Origin of the sequence: Campylobacter concisus (assembly GCF_002912895.1) — a bacterium.
In the GTDB taxonomy this organism is placed as follows: Bacteria; Campylobacterota; Campylobacteria; order Campylobacterales; family Campylobacteraceae; genus Campylobacter_A; species Campylobacter_A concisus_G.
Map to the genome: position 1 here is coordinate 24,391 of NZ_POZX01000066.1, position 14,520 is coordinate 38,910.

Sequence of the window (14,520 nt, forward strand, 5' to 3'; positions counted from 1 at the left end):
TCCTTTATAAATTTTCTATTTCTATGACGCCAACCGTTTCAAATGGCGTATTTGCCGAGATCTCAGCAAAGCTTAGCACCACGATGTCGATGGCAAAATTTGCGCAGATATTTGCTATAAATTTTCTTAGACTTGGCTCCACACAAAGTACCATTTCGCCATGCTGACTCATCGGACGTTTCTCTTTTTCATGTCTTAGAGCCTGAACGATCGATGAAGTTTGAGCTACATTTATCATCAGGTGATACGCACCGTCTTTATACTGCACCGCATCCATAAGCTTTTGCTGCGCAGCACTATCTAAAATGTAAAAATTTAGCTGACCTTTCTCATCGACATAAAGCGAAGTGATGACACGTGAGAGTGCTGCACGCACGTGTTCGATGATCATATCTAGGTTTTTACTAACCTCGGCGATGTCGCTAATTGATTCAAGTATGCTAAGTAGATCTTTGATCGGGATATTGTCTTTAAGCAGCGCTTTTAAAACCTTTTGAATCAAATTTATAGGCGCGATCCTTAACGTATCCTCGACCACAACTGGGTAGTCGATCTTTAGTTTATCTAATAAATTTTGCGTCTCTTGGCGGGTTAGAAGCTCGGCTGCATTTTGCTTGATAAGCTCGCTCATATGCGTTGAGATGACGCTTGCAGGATCAACTATCGTGTAGCCACTAAGTATGGCGTCCTCTTTGACGCTAGCATCGATCCAGAGCGCATCCAGCCCAAAAGCTGGCTCTTTTGTCGGAATCCCCTCGATATCTTCGCTAACTAGTCCACTATCCATCGCTAGAAATTTATCAGCATAAATTTCACCCTGACCGATCACGATACCTTTTAGCTTAAAGCGGTACTCGTTTGGCGGTAATTGGAGGTTATCGCGGATCCTTATCTTTGGCATCAAAAAGCCAAGACTTGAAGCGATATTTCGCCTCATAGCACGAATTCTCTCAATGAGATCCACGTCAGCTAGCTTTAGTAGGCCATATCCTAGATCAAGCTCTAAAATTTCAAGCTTTAAGATGTCGTTGATCTTTGTCTCTTCTTCTCTTGCGATCTCTTCGTCGCTCTTCTTTGGCACCTTAGTAGTGGCACCACTAGCAGCTGCTCCTGCTCCACTTGGCGTAGCGGCTCCAGCTTTTTTAGAAGCTGTTTTGTCTTTTGAAGCAAGGCTTAAATTTAGCCCACCATCTTTGGTCTGCTTGATGATATAGCCAAGCCCCAAAAATAGTAATGCAATGAATCCAAGAGATAGAGTTGGTAGGCCAGGAACAAGGGCAAACATGAATAGTATGAAGCCCACTATTAGTAAGGTTTTATAGTCTCCCAAGAGTTGATTTAGAGTGCCTTCTGCAAAGTCCTCATCGTCTTTGCTAGCCCTTGTGATGATAATAGCAGTTGCTGTTGATGTGATAAGTCCTGGGATTTGACTAACAAGACCGTCACCTATGGTTAGGATCGTGTAGTACTGGGCCGATGTAGCCATATCAAGGTCATGTTGAAACGAGCCGATAGCAAAACCGCCGATGATGTTGATGATAGTGATGATGATGCCAGCGACGGCGTCACCTTTTATAAATTTAGACGAACCATCCATGGCACCGTAAAAATTTGCCTCACCAATGATGGCTTGGCGTCTTTCGCGCGCTGTTTTTTCATCAATCAAACCTGCGTTTAAGTCCGCATCTATCGCCATTTGCTTACCTGGCATCGCATCAAGTGTAAAACGCGCTTGCACCTCGCTCACACGGGTTGAGCCCTTTGTTACGACCATAAAATTTATGAGAACCAAGATACAAAAGACAATGGTTCCGATGACAAAGTTGCCGCCAACGACGAAATTTCCAAAACTTGAGATGATCTCGCTGACCGCTTCTGGGCCATTGTGACCTTCGCTTAAGATCATACGCGTGGTTGCGATATTTAGCGAGAGGCGAAAAAGCGTAACGATAAGAATTAGCGTCGGAAATGTACTAAGATCGGTTGGTTTTGGCACATAAATCGAAATTAAGATTATAAGCACAGAAATAGAAATAGAAAGTGCCAAGAAAAAGTCAAGCACCGCGCTTGGAAGCGGTACGATGATGATAGCAAGGATGGCAACAATGATACCAACAATGCTAAGACTTTTAAACTTAACAATTGGCGCAAGAAACGGCGCAACAAGAGTTAAGATGTTATTTTTTTGCTTTGCCAAGTCTACTTCTTAACGATGTCGCTTAGTTTTATCGCATCAAGCATCTCGTCGATCTTACTTTGAAGGCCGCTAAACATCGACCAAATTTGACAGCTCGAGGCTTTATTTGACGGGCAGCCATCTGCAGAAGATGAGCACTCAAAGACGTTAAGTTCACGTTTTTCAGCGCACTCTATTATCTTTTTTATGCTTAAATTTTCAGGTTCGTTATTTAGTGCGAAACCGCCATTTGCCCCTTTAAACGACTTTAAAATTCCATCTTTTGCAAGATTTTGTAAAATTTTGGCTAAAAAGCTTTTTGAAATTTTAAGTTCATTTGAAATCGTATCAACATCAACTGGAGATGATTTTTGAGATATTAAAATAAGTGAAAGTAGAGCGTATTCGCTTGCCTTTGTAAAAAGCATTTATCTTCCTTAAGTCTTTAAATAGCCCTAATTTTATTAAATTTTTACTGCATTTTTCATTAATTTTTAAAAAGCGTAGTTTTATCTAACTTTATGTTTTAAATGCTATAATCGCTCTTCCAAAATTCACCAATCAGGAGGTCATTATGGCTTTGGATTCGGCTAAAAAAGCTCAAATAGTTGCGAAATTCGCTAGAAAAGAGGGAGATACAGGCTCTCCAGAAGTTCAAATAGCTCTTTTAACAGCTAGAATAACTGAACTTACAGAACACCTTAAAATTTTCAAAAAAGACTTTTCATCACGCTTAGGTCTTTTAAAACTAGTTGGTCAAAGAAAAAGACTTTTAAAGTATCTTAAAAACAAAGACTACACTACATATTCAAAACTAATCTCTGAGCTTGGCTTAAGAGATAAATAATCCATCGGAGAGCGATCTGCTCTCCTTATTAAATTTCCTTCATCCATATTTTTTATTCAAAATTTACAGTCTATTTTAAATTTTCCATCTTTAGTATTAATTTATCTACTCACAATACGACTAATCTTTTTAAATAAAGTAAAATTAGAATTAATTTATTCATTTTATATAAAAAGCCAAATATCTATATTTTTATTTCTTTTCTAATAAATTTATCAATTTTAAATAAATTTTAAAGTCCATAAATAATGGGCTTTAATAGAATTAAATTAATTCTAACTTAAATTAAAAATTTATTTTTATAGATAAAGAATTTTTATTAAAGATTAAGAATTTGGCTAGTAATATTACTCATATAGAAATATGCAAATATTGCATAGCAAAGGAGAAAATGATGAAAGAAGGCAAAGTCATCTGTCCTTATTGTGGGACAGGCTGTCAAGTAACCTTGCATGTGGAAAACAATGTCGTTCGTGCCGCTACTGGTGTTGAAGACAATCCAGTCAATCAAGGAAATTTATGTTTAAAAGGCTTTTATGGCTGGGATTATGTCGCAAGTCCAGATAGACTCACAAAACCACTTATTAGAAAGAAAAATGGCGTATTTTCAAAGGATGGTGATTTTGAGGAAGCCAGCTGGGACGAGGCACTTGATCTTGTCGTAGAAAAAATGAAAGAGACCAAAGCAAAATATGGCCCAGACGCATTAGCTGGAAATTTCTCAGCACGTTGTACGCTTGAGGACAACTACGTTGCTCAAAAACTAATGCGCGCAGTAATTGGCACAAACAACATCGACCACTGTGCTAGAATTTGACACGCTCCGACAGTAGCAGGACTTGCTAAAACAATCGGAAACGGAGCTGCCACAAATAGCTTTACAGAGATTGGCACTTATAGTAACTGTATATTAATGATAGGCTCAAACCCAGAAAATGGCCACCCAATAGCAGCTATGCACATCCAAAGAGCGCTAAACCGCGGTGCTAAACTGATCGTTATTGATCCTATTAAGACCGAGTTTGCAAGCAGAGCTGACATTCACTTACAACTAGAGCCAGAGCACAACATCCCAGTTATCAACGCACTTCTTTACACTATCATCGAAGAAGGCCTTGTAAATGAAGAATTTGTAAGAGATCACACAATCGGCATTGAGTATGTCAAAGAAGCTGTAAAAGACTATGCTCCAGAGGTCGTGGCTAAATACACAAGGCTAAATCCAGAGGACATCAGAGCAGCTGCTAGAATGTACGCCACCACAAAACCAGCTGTCATCACTCACGGCATGGGCGTAACTCACTTTAACCACGGCGTTGGCGGAGTTTGCGATGTGTCAAATTTATTCTTGATCACTGGCAACATCTGCGAGCTTGGCACAGGCGACTTACCACTAAGAGGCCAAGAGAATGTTCAAGGCTGCTGTGATATGGGCGTTTTGCCAAATATCTTCCCAAATCTTGGCTCAGTCACTGATCCAGAGCAAAGAGCTTGGTTTGAAAAAATGTGGCATCTAGAACCTGGATTTTTGAGCTCGAAAATAGGCGTTCACAAAACCGAAGTGCCTGATGCGATCCTTGATGGCAAAGTGCATTTTTTCTGGACTATCGGCGAAAATCCGGTCATCTCTGAGCCAAATACAAACCACTTCTTAAAAGGTATCGCTCATGTTGATTTCTACGTCGTGCAAGATCTATTTTTAACCGAAACCTCACTAAAAGCTGACGTCATACTTCCTGGCGTTGCAAGTAGCGAGAAAGAAGGACTTTATACAAACGCAGAGCGCCGCGTACAGCACAATGAAGCAGTCATCACACCTCCAGGAGATGCTAGACAAGACTGGTGGATCGTTTGCGAGATCGCACGCCGTTTAGGTGCAACAGAGGGCTTTAACTTCAACTCACCTGAAGAAATTTGGGAAGAAGTTAGAAAATGTGACCCAAGACGATATGGTGGCATGAGTTATTACCGTATCAAAAAGTATCACGGACTTCACTGGCCATGTCCAAACGAAGATGATATGGGCGGTCAAAGCTTGTATCTTGATAAGAAATTTTTCACACCTGATGGCAAAGGTCGTTTTGTACCATGCCTCTTTGTGGATAAAGCCGATAAGATCGAGAGTGCAAAACTTGAGTTTGCTAAGAAGATGAATATGTCGCCTGAGTATCCTATCATGGCTGGCTCAGTCGATGAAAAGACTGACGATGAGTATCCGATACAGCTTTTAACTACAAGAAAAGTCTATCAATACACCGTTGGCACTATGACAAGACGCTCACGAGCGATCGAAGAAGGCGGAGATAGCATCGGACCTATCGCCGAGATGAATCCAGCACTTGCGGCAAGATATGGTTTAAAACAAGGCGACTTCATCAAAGCGTGGAGTAGATACGGCTATATCGTCGTAAAAGCTGAAGTAACAGACATCGTGCCTGATGGCATCATCCAGATGACTTTCCACTACTGGGAGAGCTCTTGCAATGAGCTAACAAGCAGTGGCTGGGATTACATCAGCAAGACTCCGACATTTAAAGCAGCTATTCAGATCAAAAAGATCGATGAAGAAGAATTTTTACGAGTTCGCGAACTAAAACGCATAAAATTCCAAACTTCAAAGATCATCTATGATGACTTCCACCATCACGGAAATGCAGCTATAAATGAGTAAATTTAGCGGGGTAACTCCCGCTAAATTTCTTTACTACTAAATTTCATAATCCAAAAATTTTGACATTGCGAAGCCAAAAAATCTAAATTTTAACTTCATTATTTGTGGTTAAATTTTATATTTAAATACAAAAGCAGATATTTTTAAATTTATTTAAACGCCAAAAAACTCATAAAATTTCCCCACTTAAATGTGCTCTCGACTCGCTTAAAGCCAGCATTTAGGGCTAAGCTTCTATTTTCTTCTTCGGTATATGGCACCAGCACATTTTCAAGCGCCTCTCTTTTTTGAGCGATCTCATAGCGTGAGTAGCCTTGTGCCTGCTTGTAGTCCTCGTAAATTTCTATGACGCTTTTAGTAAGCTTTTTATCTTCAAAGATGATCTTTTCACTAAACAAAAAAACTCCATTTTCATTTAGTCCGTTATAAATTTTTTGCACTAGATCAGCCCTTTTTGGCGGTCTGATAAACTGCAAAGTATAGTTTGCCAAAACTGCATCAAAGCCCGCTAGCTCACACTTTAAAATATCATCAAGCAAAAATTTTATCTTTGCTCCATAAGCTTTTGCTTTATTTTTGGCATTTGCTAGCATAGCTTCAGAGTTATCCACGCCGCTTAGCACGAGATCGTTTCTAAGATTATTTAGTAAAAGTAAGCTATTTGCCGTCGAGCAGCCAAGGTCGCATACACTTGCATCTTTTGGCAAAATTTTAGCAAGTAGTTTTGCGTTTAGATTTGAGCTCACATCGTAAAACGGTACCGAGCGCGAGATCATATCATCAAAAACGCTCGCCACAAAGTCGTCAAACTCAAACTGCTTGCTTATAGGCTCTTTAAAAATTTCATCTCTCATATACCAGCTCCGTATCCATCAAAGTATCTCATTGTCTCGTTACCAAAAAGATCGCACACACCAACACAAGCTCTAGCTGCGTTTATATCGCATTTGATCTGTTCTTTTAGCTCGCTAAGATTATTAAATTTCTTATTATCGCGCAAACGTTTTATGAAGCAAACGGCAACGTGTTTTGTTACTTTTGGCGCGACCTCGTCTAAGATGTGCGTCTCGACACTAAAATTTCCATCCGTACTAAGCCTATTGCCTATAAATGTGACCGAGCCATATGTGTATGAGCCCATCCTAGTTCTTGTCGCATAGACGCCCTCGCGCGGTAAAAGATAGCTTTTGATCTCTAAATTTAGCGTTGCAACTAGCTCCTTTGCACCGATACCCTGCCCTTTTATCACGTTGCCCTCGATCGAGTACTCCCTGCCTATTAGTCTGTTTGCCTCTTCAATGTTGCCCTGACGTATCAGCTCCCTAATAGCTGAGCTATGCACGCCCATACCATCGTAGCAAACCTCATCAACAATGACCACCTCTCCATCAAAAATTCTTTTCAAATCGTGCTTGTCCCACGCTCTATCTCTGCCAAATCTAAAATCAAAGCCAACAACGATCTTTTTTAAATTTTTAAAATCCCTCTTTAAAAGTGTGATAAATTCTTCGCCGCTAAGCCCTTTTATAGCGTCAAAATCATACAAAAAGCAAGGATAGTTTGAGTACTCGGCTCGTTTTAGCTTTGGCGTGATGTTGGCCTTATTTTTATCGATTACGACAAGTCCGCCAAACTCGCCTAGCTGCTTTAAAAGCTGTTTATGCCCTCTATGCACACCGTCAAAATGCCCGATCGCAACGGCAGTGATATTATCTTTTGTTAAAAGCGTAGAAAAATTCGGCATTTCCCTCTTTCCCTTTTACTTCGCACTCTTTGCAAGCTATCATTTTAAATCCTAAGCTATTAGCCATCACTTCAAACCTCTTCATCGCTAAATTTATAGCTTTCATATCAGTGACGACGCCTTTTTTATTTCGTTTTACGCCAACACCCACTTCAAATTGTGGCTTAAAAAGCGTGATAATGAGCGAATTCCCACTTGCTAGCTCACAAATAGCAGGCAAAATTTCAGCCAAAGAGATAAAGCTAACATCGCAGGTTATTAGATCAAATTTATTTTGCTCTTGCTTGGCAAACTCTCTGATATCGGTCTTTTCATAAATTCTTACTCGCTCATCGCTTCTTAGGCTAGCGTCAAGTTGATCGGTGCCAACATCCACACCAGTCACGCTTTTTACGCCACGCTCAAGCAAAATTTGCATAAAGCCACCAGTTGAGCTGCCGATATCAAGCGCATTTTTGCCAGTTAGATCAAATTTTATCGTCTCCAAAAAGCTTTTTAATTTCAGCGCTCCTCGCCCAACATAAATTTCATCAAGCAGCGAAATTTTAGCCTCGCTAACCTCGCTTGAAACCTTGGTGCAAATTTCGCCATTTATTAGCACCTTGCCAGATTTTATAAGCTCGCTCGCCTTGTTTCTACTTATGTTTAAAACGCTTGCGACGTAGTTATCAAACCTCAAGTTTTAGCCTCTCATATTCGCTCTCATCGATCACCAGCACGCCTAGCTCATTTGCTTTTTCTAGCTTACTGCCAGCCTCCTCGCCAGCTAAGACAAAGTCCGTTTTTTTAGAAACTGAACCAGAAACCTTTGCGCCAAAACTCTCAAGCTCCGCCTTTATCTCATCTCTTGGGCGACTTAGCGTGCCAGTTATAACGACCGTCTTGCCACTTAGCGCGTTTGAGATGCTCTGCACCTGCGTCACGCTTGGCTGCACGATCTGGCTTAGAGCTAAAATTTCGTCCCTATTTACCTCGGTAAAGTCGATTAAACTATTTGCCATCTCCGCACCAAAGCCCTCAAGTGAGACAAGCTCCTCAAAACTAGCATCAAGCCAGCCCAGCCCAAAGCTACTTGCAAGCTTTTTAGCCGCCACTTCGCCGATGTGCTCGCAGCCAAGCCCCGTGATGAAGCGCGAAAGCTCCGCACCTTTACTGGCTTCGATAGCATTTAAAAGGTTATTTACCTTTTTCTCTTTAAAACCCTCAAGCGCCATGAGATCATCAAATTTAAGACCGTAGATGTCTTTTATGCAAGAGATCAGCCCCTTGTCAAATAGCAAATTTACGATCGCGTCGCCAAGGCCGTCTATGTTTAGGCATTTTTTCGATGCGTAGTGAATTATTGAGCCTACCACTCTTGCTCTGCAGCTTAAATTTTGACACTTTAAAAACGCTCCCTCATCAAGCAGATGCGAGCCACAAACTGGGCAAAATTTAGGTCTTTCTATCGCCTCTTCGCTGCCATCTCGTCTATCTTTATAAACCTTTGTGATCTTTGGTATAACATCACCTGAGCGGATGATGCCTATATAGTCGTTTTTCATAACACCAAGGCGCTCTATTTCATCAAAGTTATGAAGCGTGGCGGATTTCACATTTGCGCCATCGATATTTACCTCATCAAGCACACCAACAGGCGTTACTACGCCACTTCTGCCAACTTGAAGCGCGACGTCTTTTAGCCTAGTCACCTTTTCAATAGCTGGAAATTTAAACGCCACCATAAATTTTGGAAATTTGACCGTATAGCCCAGCTCTTCGCAGCGCGCAAGGTCATTTACTCGTATCACCATACCATCCATCATCACGCTTTTTGAGTCACGATTTGCCAAAAGCTCATTATACGCGCCTTCAAGCTCATCTTTTGTTAAAATTTTAAAAAAATCATCTCTTTCAAAGCCAAGATCACGCACAAATTTCATCACCTCGCTGTGATCTTTTAGCCCAAGGCTCTGCTCGCCCACACCCCAAGGTATGAAAAGTAGCTTTCTTTTAGCAGTCACCGCACTATCAAGCTGTCTTAGGCTTCCGGCAGCTGCATTTCTAGGGTTTGAAAGCGGCGCCTCACCCTCTTTTGCGCGCTCTGCGTTTAGCAGCTCAAAATCTTCTTTTTTTATAACAACCTCGCCCCTGATTTCAATTAGCCCTTTGTAATCAATGCTCTTTAAAACAGAATTTATCGTCTTTGCATTTTGCGTCACGTCTTCGCCTGTAACGCCGTCGCCTCTAGTCGTAGCCCTAACCAAAACACCGTTTTCATAAAGCAAATTTAGGCTCGCTCCGTCAAATTTTGGCTCAGCGACAAAGGTTAAGTTCTCTTTATCGCCGCGTTTTAGCCACGCATCAAGCTCGCCAAGGCTAAAGATATCCTCCATGCTCCACATGCGCTTTATGTGGCTTGCCTTGCTAAAGCCATCTTTTACGCTCCCACCCACTCGCTTAGTCGGCGAAAATAGCGAAATTTCAGCTGGATTTGCCTGCTCGAAGGCTAAAACCGCGTGATATAGCGCGTCATACTCCTCGTCGCTTGCAAGTGGCTCGTCCTCGTCGTAGTAGGCCTTAGCCCACGCATTTAGCGTCTCTACCGCTTTTTCGTACTCTTGTTTTGTCATTTTTGCTCCAAATTTACACCGCATTTTATCTTAAACATACTTTATAAATGATCTAAATTTAGCTCTTTAGCGTCAAGTAAATGGACATTTTTATAGACCTTTGCTATCTCGTCCCTCGCCCTCATCAGCGCAAAGTCAAGTAAATTTTGCCCTCGCCACTTCATAGGATTTTGCGCATTTTCATCGCTTGCGGCCAAACCTATGCCCCAAATTTTATCAACTGGGCTTGCCTCAACTAAAATTTTACTCCCTGTCCGAAGCAAAAAATCACGCAAAGAGGCATTTTGGCTAAATTTTAGATAGCTAGCATTTAGCACAATGCCGAATTTGATCTCATCCCAGACCTTAGCATCAAAGCCTCGCACCTGCCTACCAAGCGCCTTCATCTGCGCTGGATCTTTGGCAGATAAAATTTGCTCCAAAGCCTCTTTATCACCAAAACACCGAGCCTTTTTAGCCTTACACTCTACCAAAGCGTGGCTTGCTTCATCGCCTCATGCATATCAAAAAGCTGCTTGTGCTCGGCCACGTCGTGTGTTCTAATGATCTGAGCGCCGTTTTCGAAGGCCTTTAGATGCAGGTAAAGTGAGCCTGGTAAGCGGTCTTTTATCTCGCTGGGGCTATAAAAATTTATGACTGATTTGCGGCTAGCACCAACAAGTAGCGGGCAGCCAAATTTCAAAAAATGCTCCAAATGCTTAATAAGCAGCAAATTTTGCTCAGCCGTCTTACCAAAGCCAATGCCAACGTCAAGCACTATCTTTTTAGCGCCAAGCTCCCTTGCAAGGGCTATCTTTTGCTCAAAAAAGTCTGAAATTTCGCCGATTAGATCGTTATACTTTGGTGCAATCTGCATGGTGGCAGGATCGCCTTGCATGTGCATCATGCAAAGCTCGGCATCATATCTTGCAGCAAGCGAGGCTAAATTTGCATTTGCTGTGATGTCATTTATCATCTTAAAGCCGTGATTTAGCGCAAATTCTAAGCAATACTCATCAAAGCTATCAAGGCTAAATTTCGCCTTTTCGTGTAAATTTAGCTTGTAAATTTCTTCTATGATATCTTTTATGCGCCTAAACTCCTCCTCGCGTCCGCAATACTCGCTCCCCGGCCTTGAGCTAACGCCGCCAAGGTCGATATAGTCTGCGCCTACTTCGATCATGGCTTCGATTTTTGCTATGCCATTTTGAGTATTTATGCGGCTTTGCTCGTTAAAACTATCCGAATTTATATTTGCAACGCCCATTATAAGAGGCTTTGCTGGCTTTGTAAATTTACTCTCTAAAAAACCTGCAAGCTTTTTAAGTCCAAAGTCTTGCAGCTTCTCTTTTTTAGCTAACTGCCTAAGCTGCGCGTTTGTCGCCATTAGCAAGGCTTTGTTTAGGCTCTCGCGACCCAAAATCGTATCATTATGCGTCACCAGCTCGGCGCCAACACTTAGGGCGTCTTGCTTTAGGATATTTGCCGCTGGGGTCTTTATCTCGTCAATGAAGATAAAATTTATCTCGCTCTTTTCATACATGAGCTTCGCACCAGCCGGACTTGGCGAGACGGCCTTGCAAATTTGATCAAAGTCGCTTTTGTTATTTATCTTATAAAATTTCAACGTCGTCCTTTCTCAAAGATAGTAAGCAAGAGTGGCGTCAAAACGGCATGAGACTTGGCGTTTAGATCGGCAAGCTTAATGAGCGAGAAAAAATACTCCATCTCATCGCCACTAAATTTATAACCACTATCAACCGCCTTTGTTACGATAGCGCCCACAAGCTCTTTTAGCTCGTTTTTGCCAAATTTTTGCGCCTGCTCCTCTGCTATCTTTTGATCGATAAAGCTTGTTAGCTCTTTTAGGCTGAGCGATTTTAAATTTAGCTCCACACTCATTTTTGGCTTTTTGGTGAGCTTATTTTCTATGAGCATCCTCGATCTTATTGTTGGTAGAAGTAAATTTTTACTCTGCGTTACTATTATAAATTTGATATTTCTTGGAGGCTCTTCTATGATCTTTAAAAGTGCATTTTGAGCCTCTATCCTAAAAGAATTAGCATTTATTACTAAAATTTTTTCATCTTTTTCAGCAATGTAAGCTTCTGCAATGACCTCTTTTGCGTTTTCTAGCAAAAAATCATCGCTTATAAAAAATCTTAAATTATTAATGCCAAACTCGCTTTCAAGCTTAGCTTTTAAATTTTCAAAATCGCTTGTAACGACGATTTTATTAAGCATTTAGAGTATCACCTTGGCAAAAAGCGCTGCATCGATGCTTTTATCAAAAATTTTGCAAAGGCTTATTAGCTTAACGTCTAAATTTTCGTCACTCGAGCTAAGAGTAAAGCTATTTTGCGCCTGCTCGTCAAATAGCCACATATAACTATCCTCATCACTTTTGGCTAAATTCGCATATCTATCAAGGCTCTTTCCGATATAAAAAAACAAGTATCCGTTTGGAAAAGCAAGACTTAGCATATCTTTTAGAAGCTGCTTTTGCTCATTTGTCTCTATCTCATCAAGTGATGGATAAAGCGATCTTAGGCTAAAAAATGGCAAAAACGGCCTTATGCTTTTTGAATGGTTCATCTTTTTTAAAAGATAAATTTCAAACCATCTTCGCTCTTCATCACTTATAGTTATAAAAGCCCTTCCTTCAAGTAAAAATTTAAGCCTAGATGCGAGCAAAGGCGTCCATTCAACACGCCTTTCCTCCATCCAGCTCATCAAAGGACCTTCATCCCTAATAGCCTTTAACGTCCACTGTATAAAATCTTGCATTATTTATCTAGCTTATAAGCATCGTGAAGTACGCGAACCGCTAGCTCGCCATATTTTTGATCAACGATCATAGAAATTTTTATCTCGCTTGTCGAGATCATTTGGATATTTATGCCCTCTTTTGCAAGCGTTTCAAATGCCAAACATGCTACGCCGCTGTGGCTCTTCATGCCTACGCCTATAACCGAAACTTTTACGATCGCGTCATCAAATTCTATATGTTTTGCAGCCGAGAGCTTTTGCATAGTCTCTTTTGCTACTTCAAGCTCATTTTGTGGTACCGTAAAGCCTAAATTTGTAGTGCCGTCATGTCCTACATTTTGGATTATCATATCTACGTTTATATTTTCATGAGCTAAAGCTGTAAAAATTTCTGCTGCAATGCCAGGCTTATCAACTACGCCTCTTAGAGTTACTCTTGCTTGATTTTTATCTAGTGCTATTCCGCTTACTAAAACTGCTTCCATATTGTCATCTTCCTTTGCTATTAATGTACCTTCGTTGTGATTAAAGCTACTTCTTGTAATGAGTTTTACATTTAGTTTTTTTGCTAGCTCGACTGAGCGATTTTGTAGTACCTTTGCTCCAGCAGAAGCGAGCTCTAGCATCTCATCATAGCTTATTTTCTCAAGTTTTTTTGCCTTTTTTTCTATCCTTGGATCAGTCGTATAAACGCCATCAACATCGGTAAAAATTTCGCATAGATCAGCATTTAGCGCTCCTGCTAATGCAACTGCACTAAGGTCACTGCCACCTCTACCAAGGGTTGTGATATCGCCTTTTTCATCTATCCCCTGAAAACCAGCTACAACCACGATCTTGCCAGCCTTTAGCTCGGCTTTTAGCCTAGCAGTCTCTATCCTTTCGATCCTTGCTTTTGTATGAATATCATCGGTAATTATGCCTGCCATCGCACCTGTCATACCTACACACGCATAGCCTTTTGCATTAAGTGCGATCGTTAAAAGCGCGGTCGTTACTTGCTCTCCAGAGCTTAAAAGCATATCAGTGGCGACGCCATCTGGATGTTTTGAAAAATACTCACTATATTCAACCAATTGATTTGTAACTCCGCTCATCGCAGAAACTACCACAACTACGTCTGCACCGCTATTTTTTGTCTCAATGACTCTATTTGCCACAGCTTCGATGCGCTCAAGTGTTCCTACGCTAGTTCCGCCAAATTTTTGAACGATCAACATCAAAAATATCCTTTCTCTTTAAAATAACTCAAAACCTTTTCATAAATAGGCTTTTTAAAGTGATTTATTCCCTCTAAACTTCTACCAAAATCTACAAATTTATACTCGCTAAACTCGGGATGCTCTGTCTTTAAATTTATGCTGGCTCCATTTTTAAGTCTAACCAAAAAATATTTTTGCGTCTGTCCATCAAATGGATAAAATTTCTTTGCCGCATTAGCTGGAAAGTCGTAGCTTAGCCACTGCGGATACTCATCTAAGATATCTATTTTATCAGTTCCGATCTCTTCTTTAAGCTCCCTTTTTAAGGCCTGCTTTGGACTCTCACCTTCATCTATTCCGCCTTGAGGAAACTGCCAAATATCATCCATATCCACCCTTTTTGCGACTAAAATTTCACATTTAAATGGATACAAGCTAGACAAAATAACAGCTGCCACATTTGGTCTGTATTTTTTTTGCATGATTTTTCCAAAAATTTTATTTGGGATAATAACTAAAA

At 40.8% G+C, this 14,520-nt stretch carries 14 protein-coding genes; 2 read left to right on the top strand and 12 right to left on the bottom strand.

The annotated features are described in order from the left end of the window. Window positions 1–4 precede the first annotated feature (4 nt). Window positions 5–2,197: a flagellar biosynthesis protein FlhA gene (gene flhA, locus CYP51_RS08105; protein ID WP_103625055.1), complete on the bottom strand. Its 2,193-nt coding sequence runs from the start codon at window positions 2,195–2,197 to the stop codon at window positions 5–7. A 2-nt stretch (window positions 2,198–2,199) separates the two neighbouring features. Next, a complete protein-coding gene (locus CYP51_RS08110; protein ID WP_054196916.1) occupies window positions 2,200–2,604 on the bottom strand; it encodes an RrF2 family transcriptional regulator in 405 nt (134 codons plus the stop codon). Window positions 2,605–2,750: 146 nt separating this feature from the next. Here CYP51_RS08110 and rpsO point away from each other — a divergent pair, with 146 nt between their 5' ends. Both rpsO and CYP51_RS10195 read left to right on the top strand, forming a co-directional pair. Next, window positions 2,751–3,023, top strand: a complete 273-nt coding sequence (gene rpsO / locus CYP51_RS08115; protein ID WP_004317763.1) for a 30S ribosomal protein S15 — start codon at window positions 2,751–2,753, stop codon at window positions 3,021–3,023. A gap of 391 nt (window positions 3,024–3,414) precedes the next feature. Next, window positions 3,415–5,694: a molybdopterin oxidoreductase family protein gene (locus CYP51_RS10195; protein WP_346209767.1), complete on the top strand. Its 2,280-nt coding sequence runs from the start codon at window positions 3,415–3,417 to the stop codon at window positions 5,692–5,694. A 149-nt stretch (window positions 5,695–5,843) separates the two neighbouring features. Here the strand turns inward: CYP51_RS10195 and cmoA are convergent, their stop codons facing one another. The 10 genes from cmoA to CYP51_RS08175 are packed head-to-tail and all read right to left on the bottom strand — an operon-like array spanning window position 5,844 to window position 14,482. Beyond that, window positions 5,844–6,548 carry a carboxy-S-adenosyl-L-methionine synthase CmoA gene (gene cmoA / locus CYP51_RS08130; protein ID WP_103625057.1) on the bottom strand — a complete coding sequence of 235 codons (705 nt, stop codon included), beginning with the start codon at window positions 6,546–6,548 and terminating at the stop codon, window positions 5,844–5,846. Then, window positions 6,545–7,438, bottom strand: coding sequence for a bifunctional riboflavin kinase/FAD synthetase (locus CYP51_RS08135; protein ID WP_103625058.1), 894 nt, complete (start codon window positions 7,436–7,438; stop codon window positions 6,545–6,547). The genes cmoA and CYP51_RS08135 overlap by 4 nt, the downstream gene beginning before the upstream one ends. Further along, window positions 7,404–8,117, bottom strand: a complete 714-nt coding sequence (gene tlyA, locus CYP51_RS08140; protein WP_103625059.1) for a 23S rRNA (cytidine-2'-O)-methyltransferase TlyA — start codon at window positions 8,115–8,117, stop codon at window positions 7,404–7,406. Before tlyA ends, CYP51_RS08135 begins: the two co-directional genes overlap by 35 nt. Then, a complete protein-coding gene (gene ligA / locus CYP51_RS08145) occupies window positions 8,107–10,050 on the bottom strand; it encodes an NAD-dependent DNA ligase LigA (protein ID WP_103625060.1) in 1,944 nt (647 codons plus the stop codon). The genes tlyA and ligA overlap by 11 nt, the downstream gene beginning before the upstream one ends. A 41-nt stretch (window positions 10,051–10,091) precedes the next feature. Beyond that, window positions 10,092–10,523 (bottom strand): NADAR family protein, encoded by a 432-nt coding sequence (locus CYP51_RS08150; protein WP_258032829.1) that lies wholly within the window; start codon window positions 10,521–10,523, stop codon window positions 10,092–10,094. Next, window positions 10,517–11,656, bottom strand: coding sequence for a dihydropteroate synthase (folP, locus tag CYP51_RS08155; protein WP_103625061.1), 1,140 nt, complete (start codon window positions 11,654–11,656; stop codon window positions 10,517–10,519). Before folP ends, CYP51_RS08150 begins: the two co-directional genes overlap by 7 nt. Further along, window positions 11,653–12,273: a DNA polymerase III subunit delta' gene (locus tag CYP51_RS08160; protein WP_103625062.1), complete on the bottom strand. Its 621-nt coding sequence runs from the start codon at window positions 12,271–12,273 to the stop codon at window positions 11,653–11,655. The genes folP and CYP51_RS08160 overlap by 4 nt, the downstream gene beginning before the upstream one ends. Further along, window positions 12,274–12,816, bottom strand: coding sequence for a HobA family DNA replication regulator (locus CYP51_RS08165; RefSeq protein WP_072594585.1), 543 nt, complete (start codon window positions 12,814–12,816; stop codon window positions 12,274–12,276). After that, window positions 12,816–14,018 carry an aspartate kinase gene (locus CYP51_RS08170; RefSeq protein ID WP_103625063.1) on the bottom strand — a complete coding sequence of 401 codons (1,203 nt, stop codon included), beginning with the start codon at window positions 14,016–14,018 and terminating at the stop codon, window positions 12,816–12,818. Before CYP51_RS08170 ends, CYP51_RS08165 begins: the two co-directional genes overlap by 1 nt. Next, window positions 14,018–14,482 carry an RNA pyrophosphohydrolase gene (locus tag CYP51_RS08175; protein ID WP_021091471.1) on the bottom strand — a complete coding sequence of 155 codons (465 nt, stop codon included), beginning with the start codon at window positions 14,480–14,482 and terminating at the stop codon, window positions 14,018–14,020. The genes CYP51_RS08170 and CYP51_RS08175 overlap by 1 nt, the downstream gene beginning before the upstream one ends. Between the last annotated feature and the right edge of the window lie 38 nt (window positions 14,483–14,520).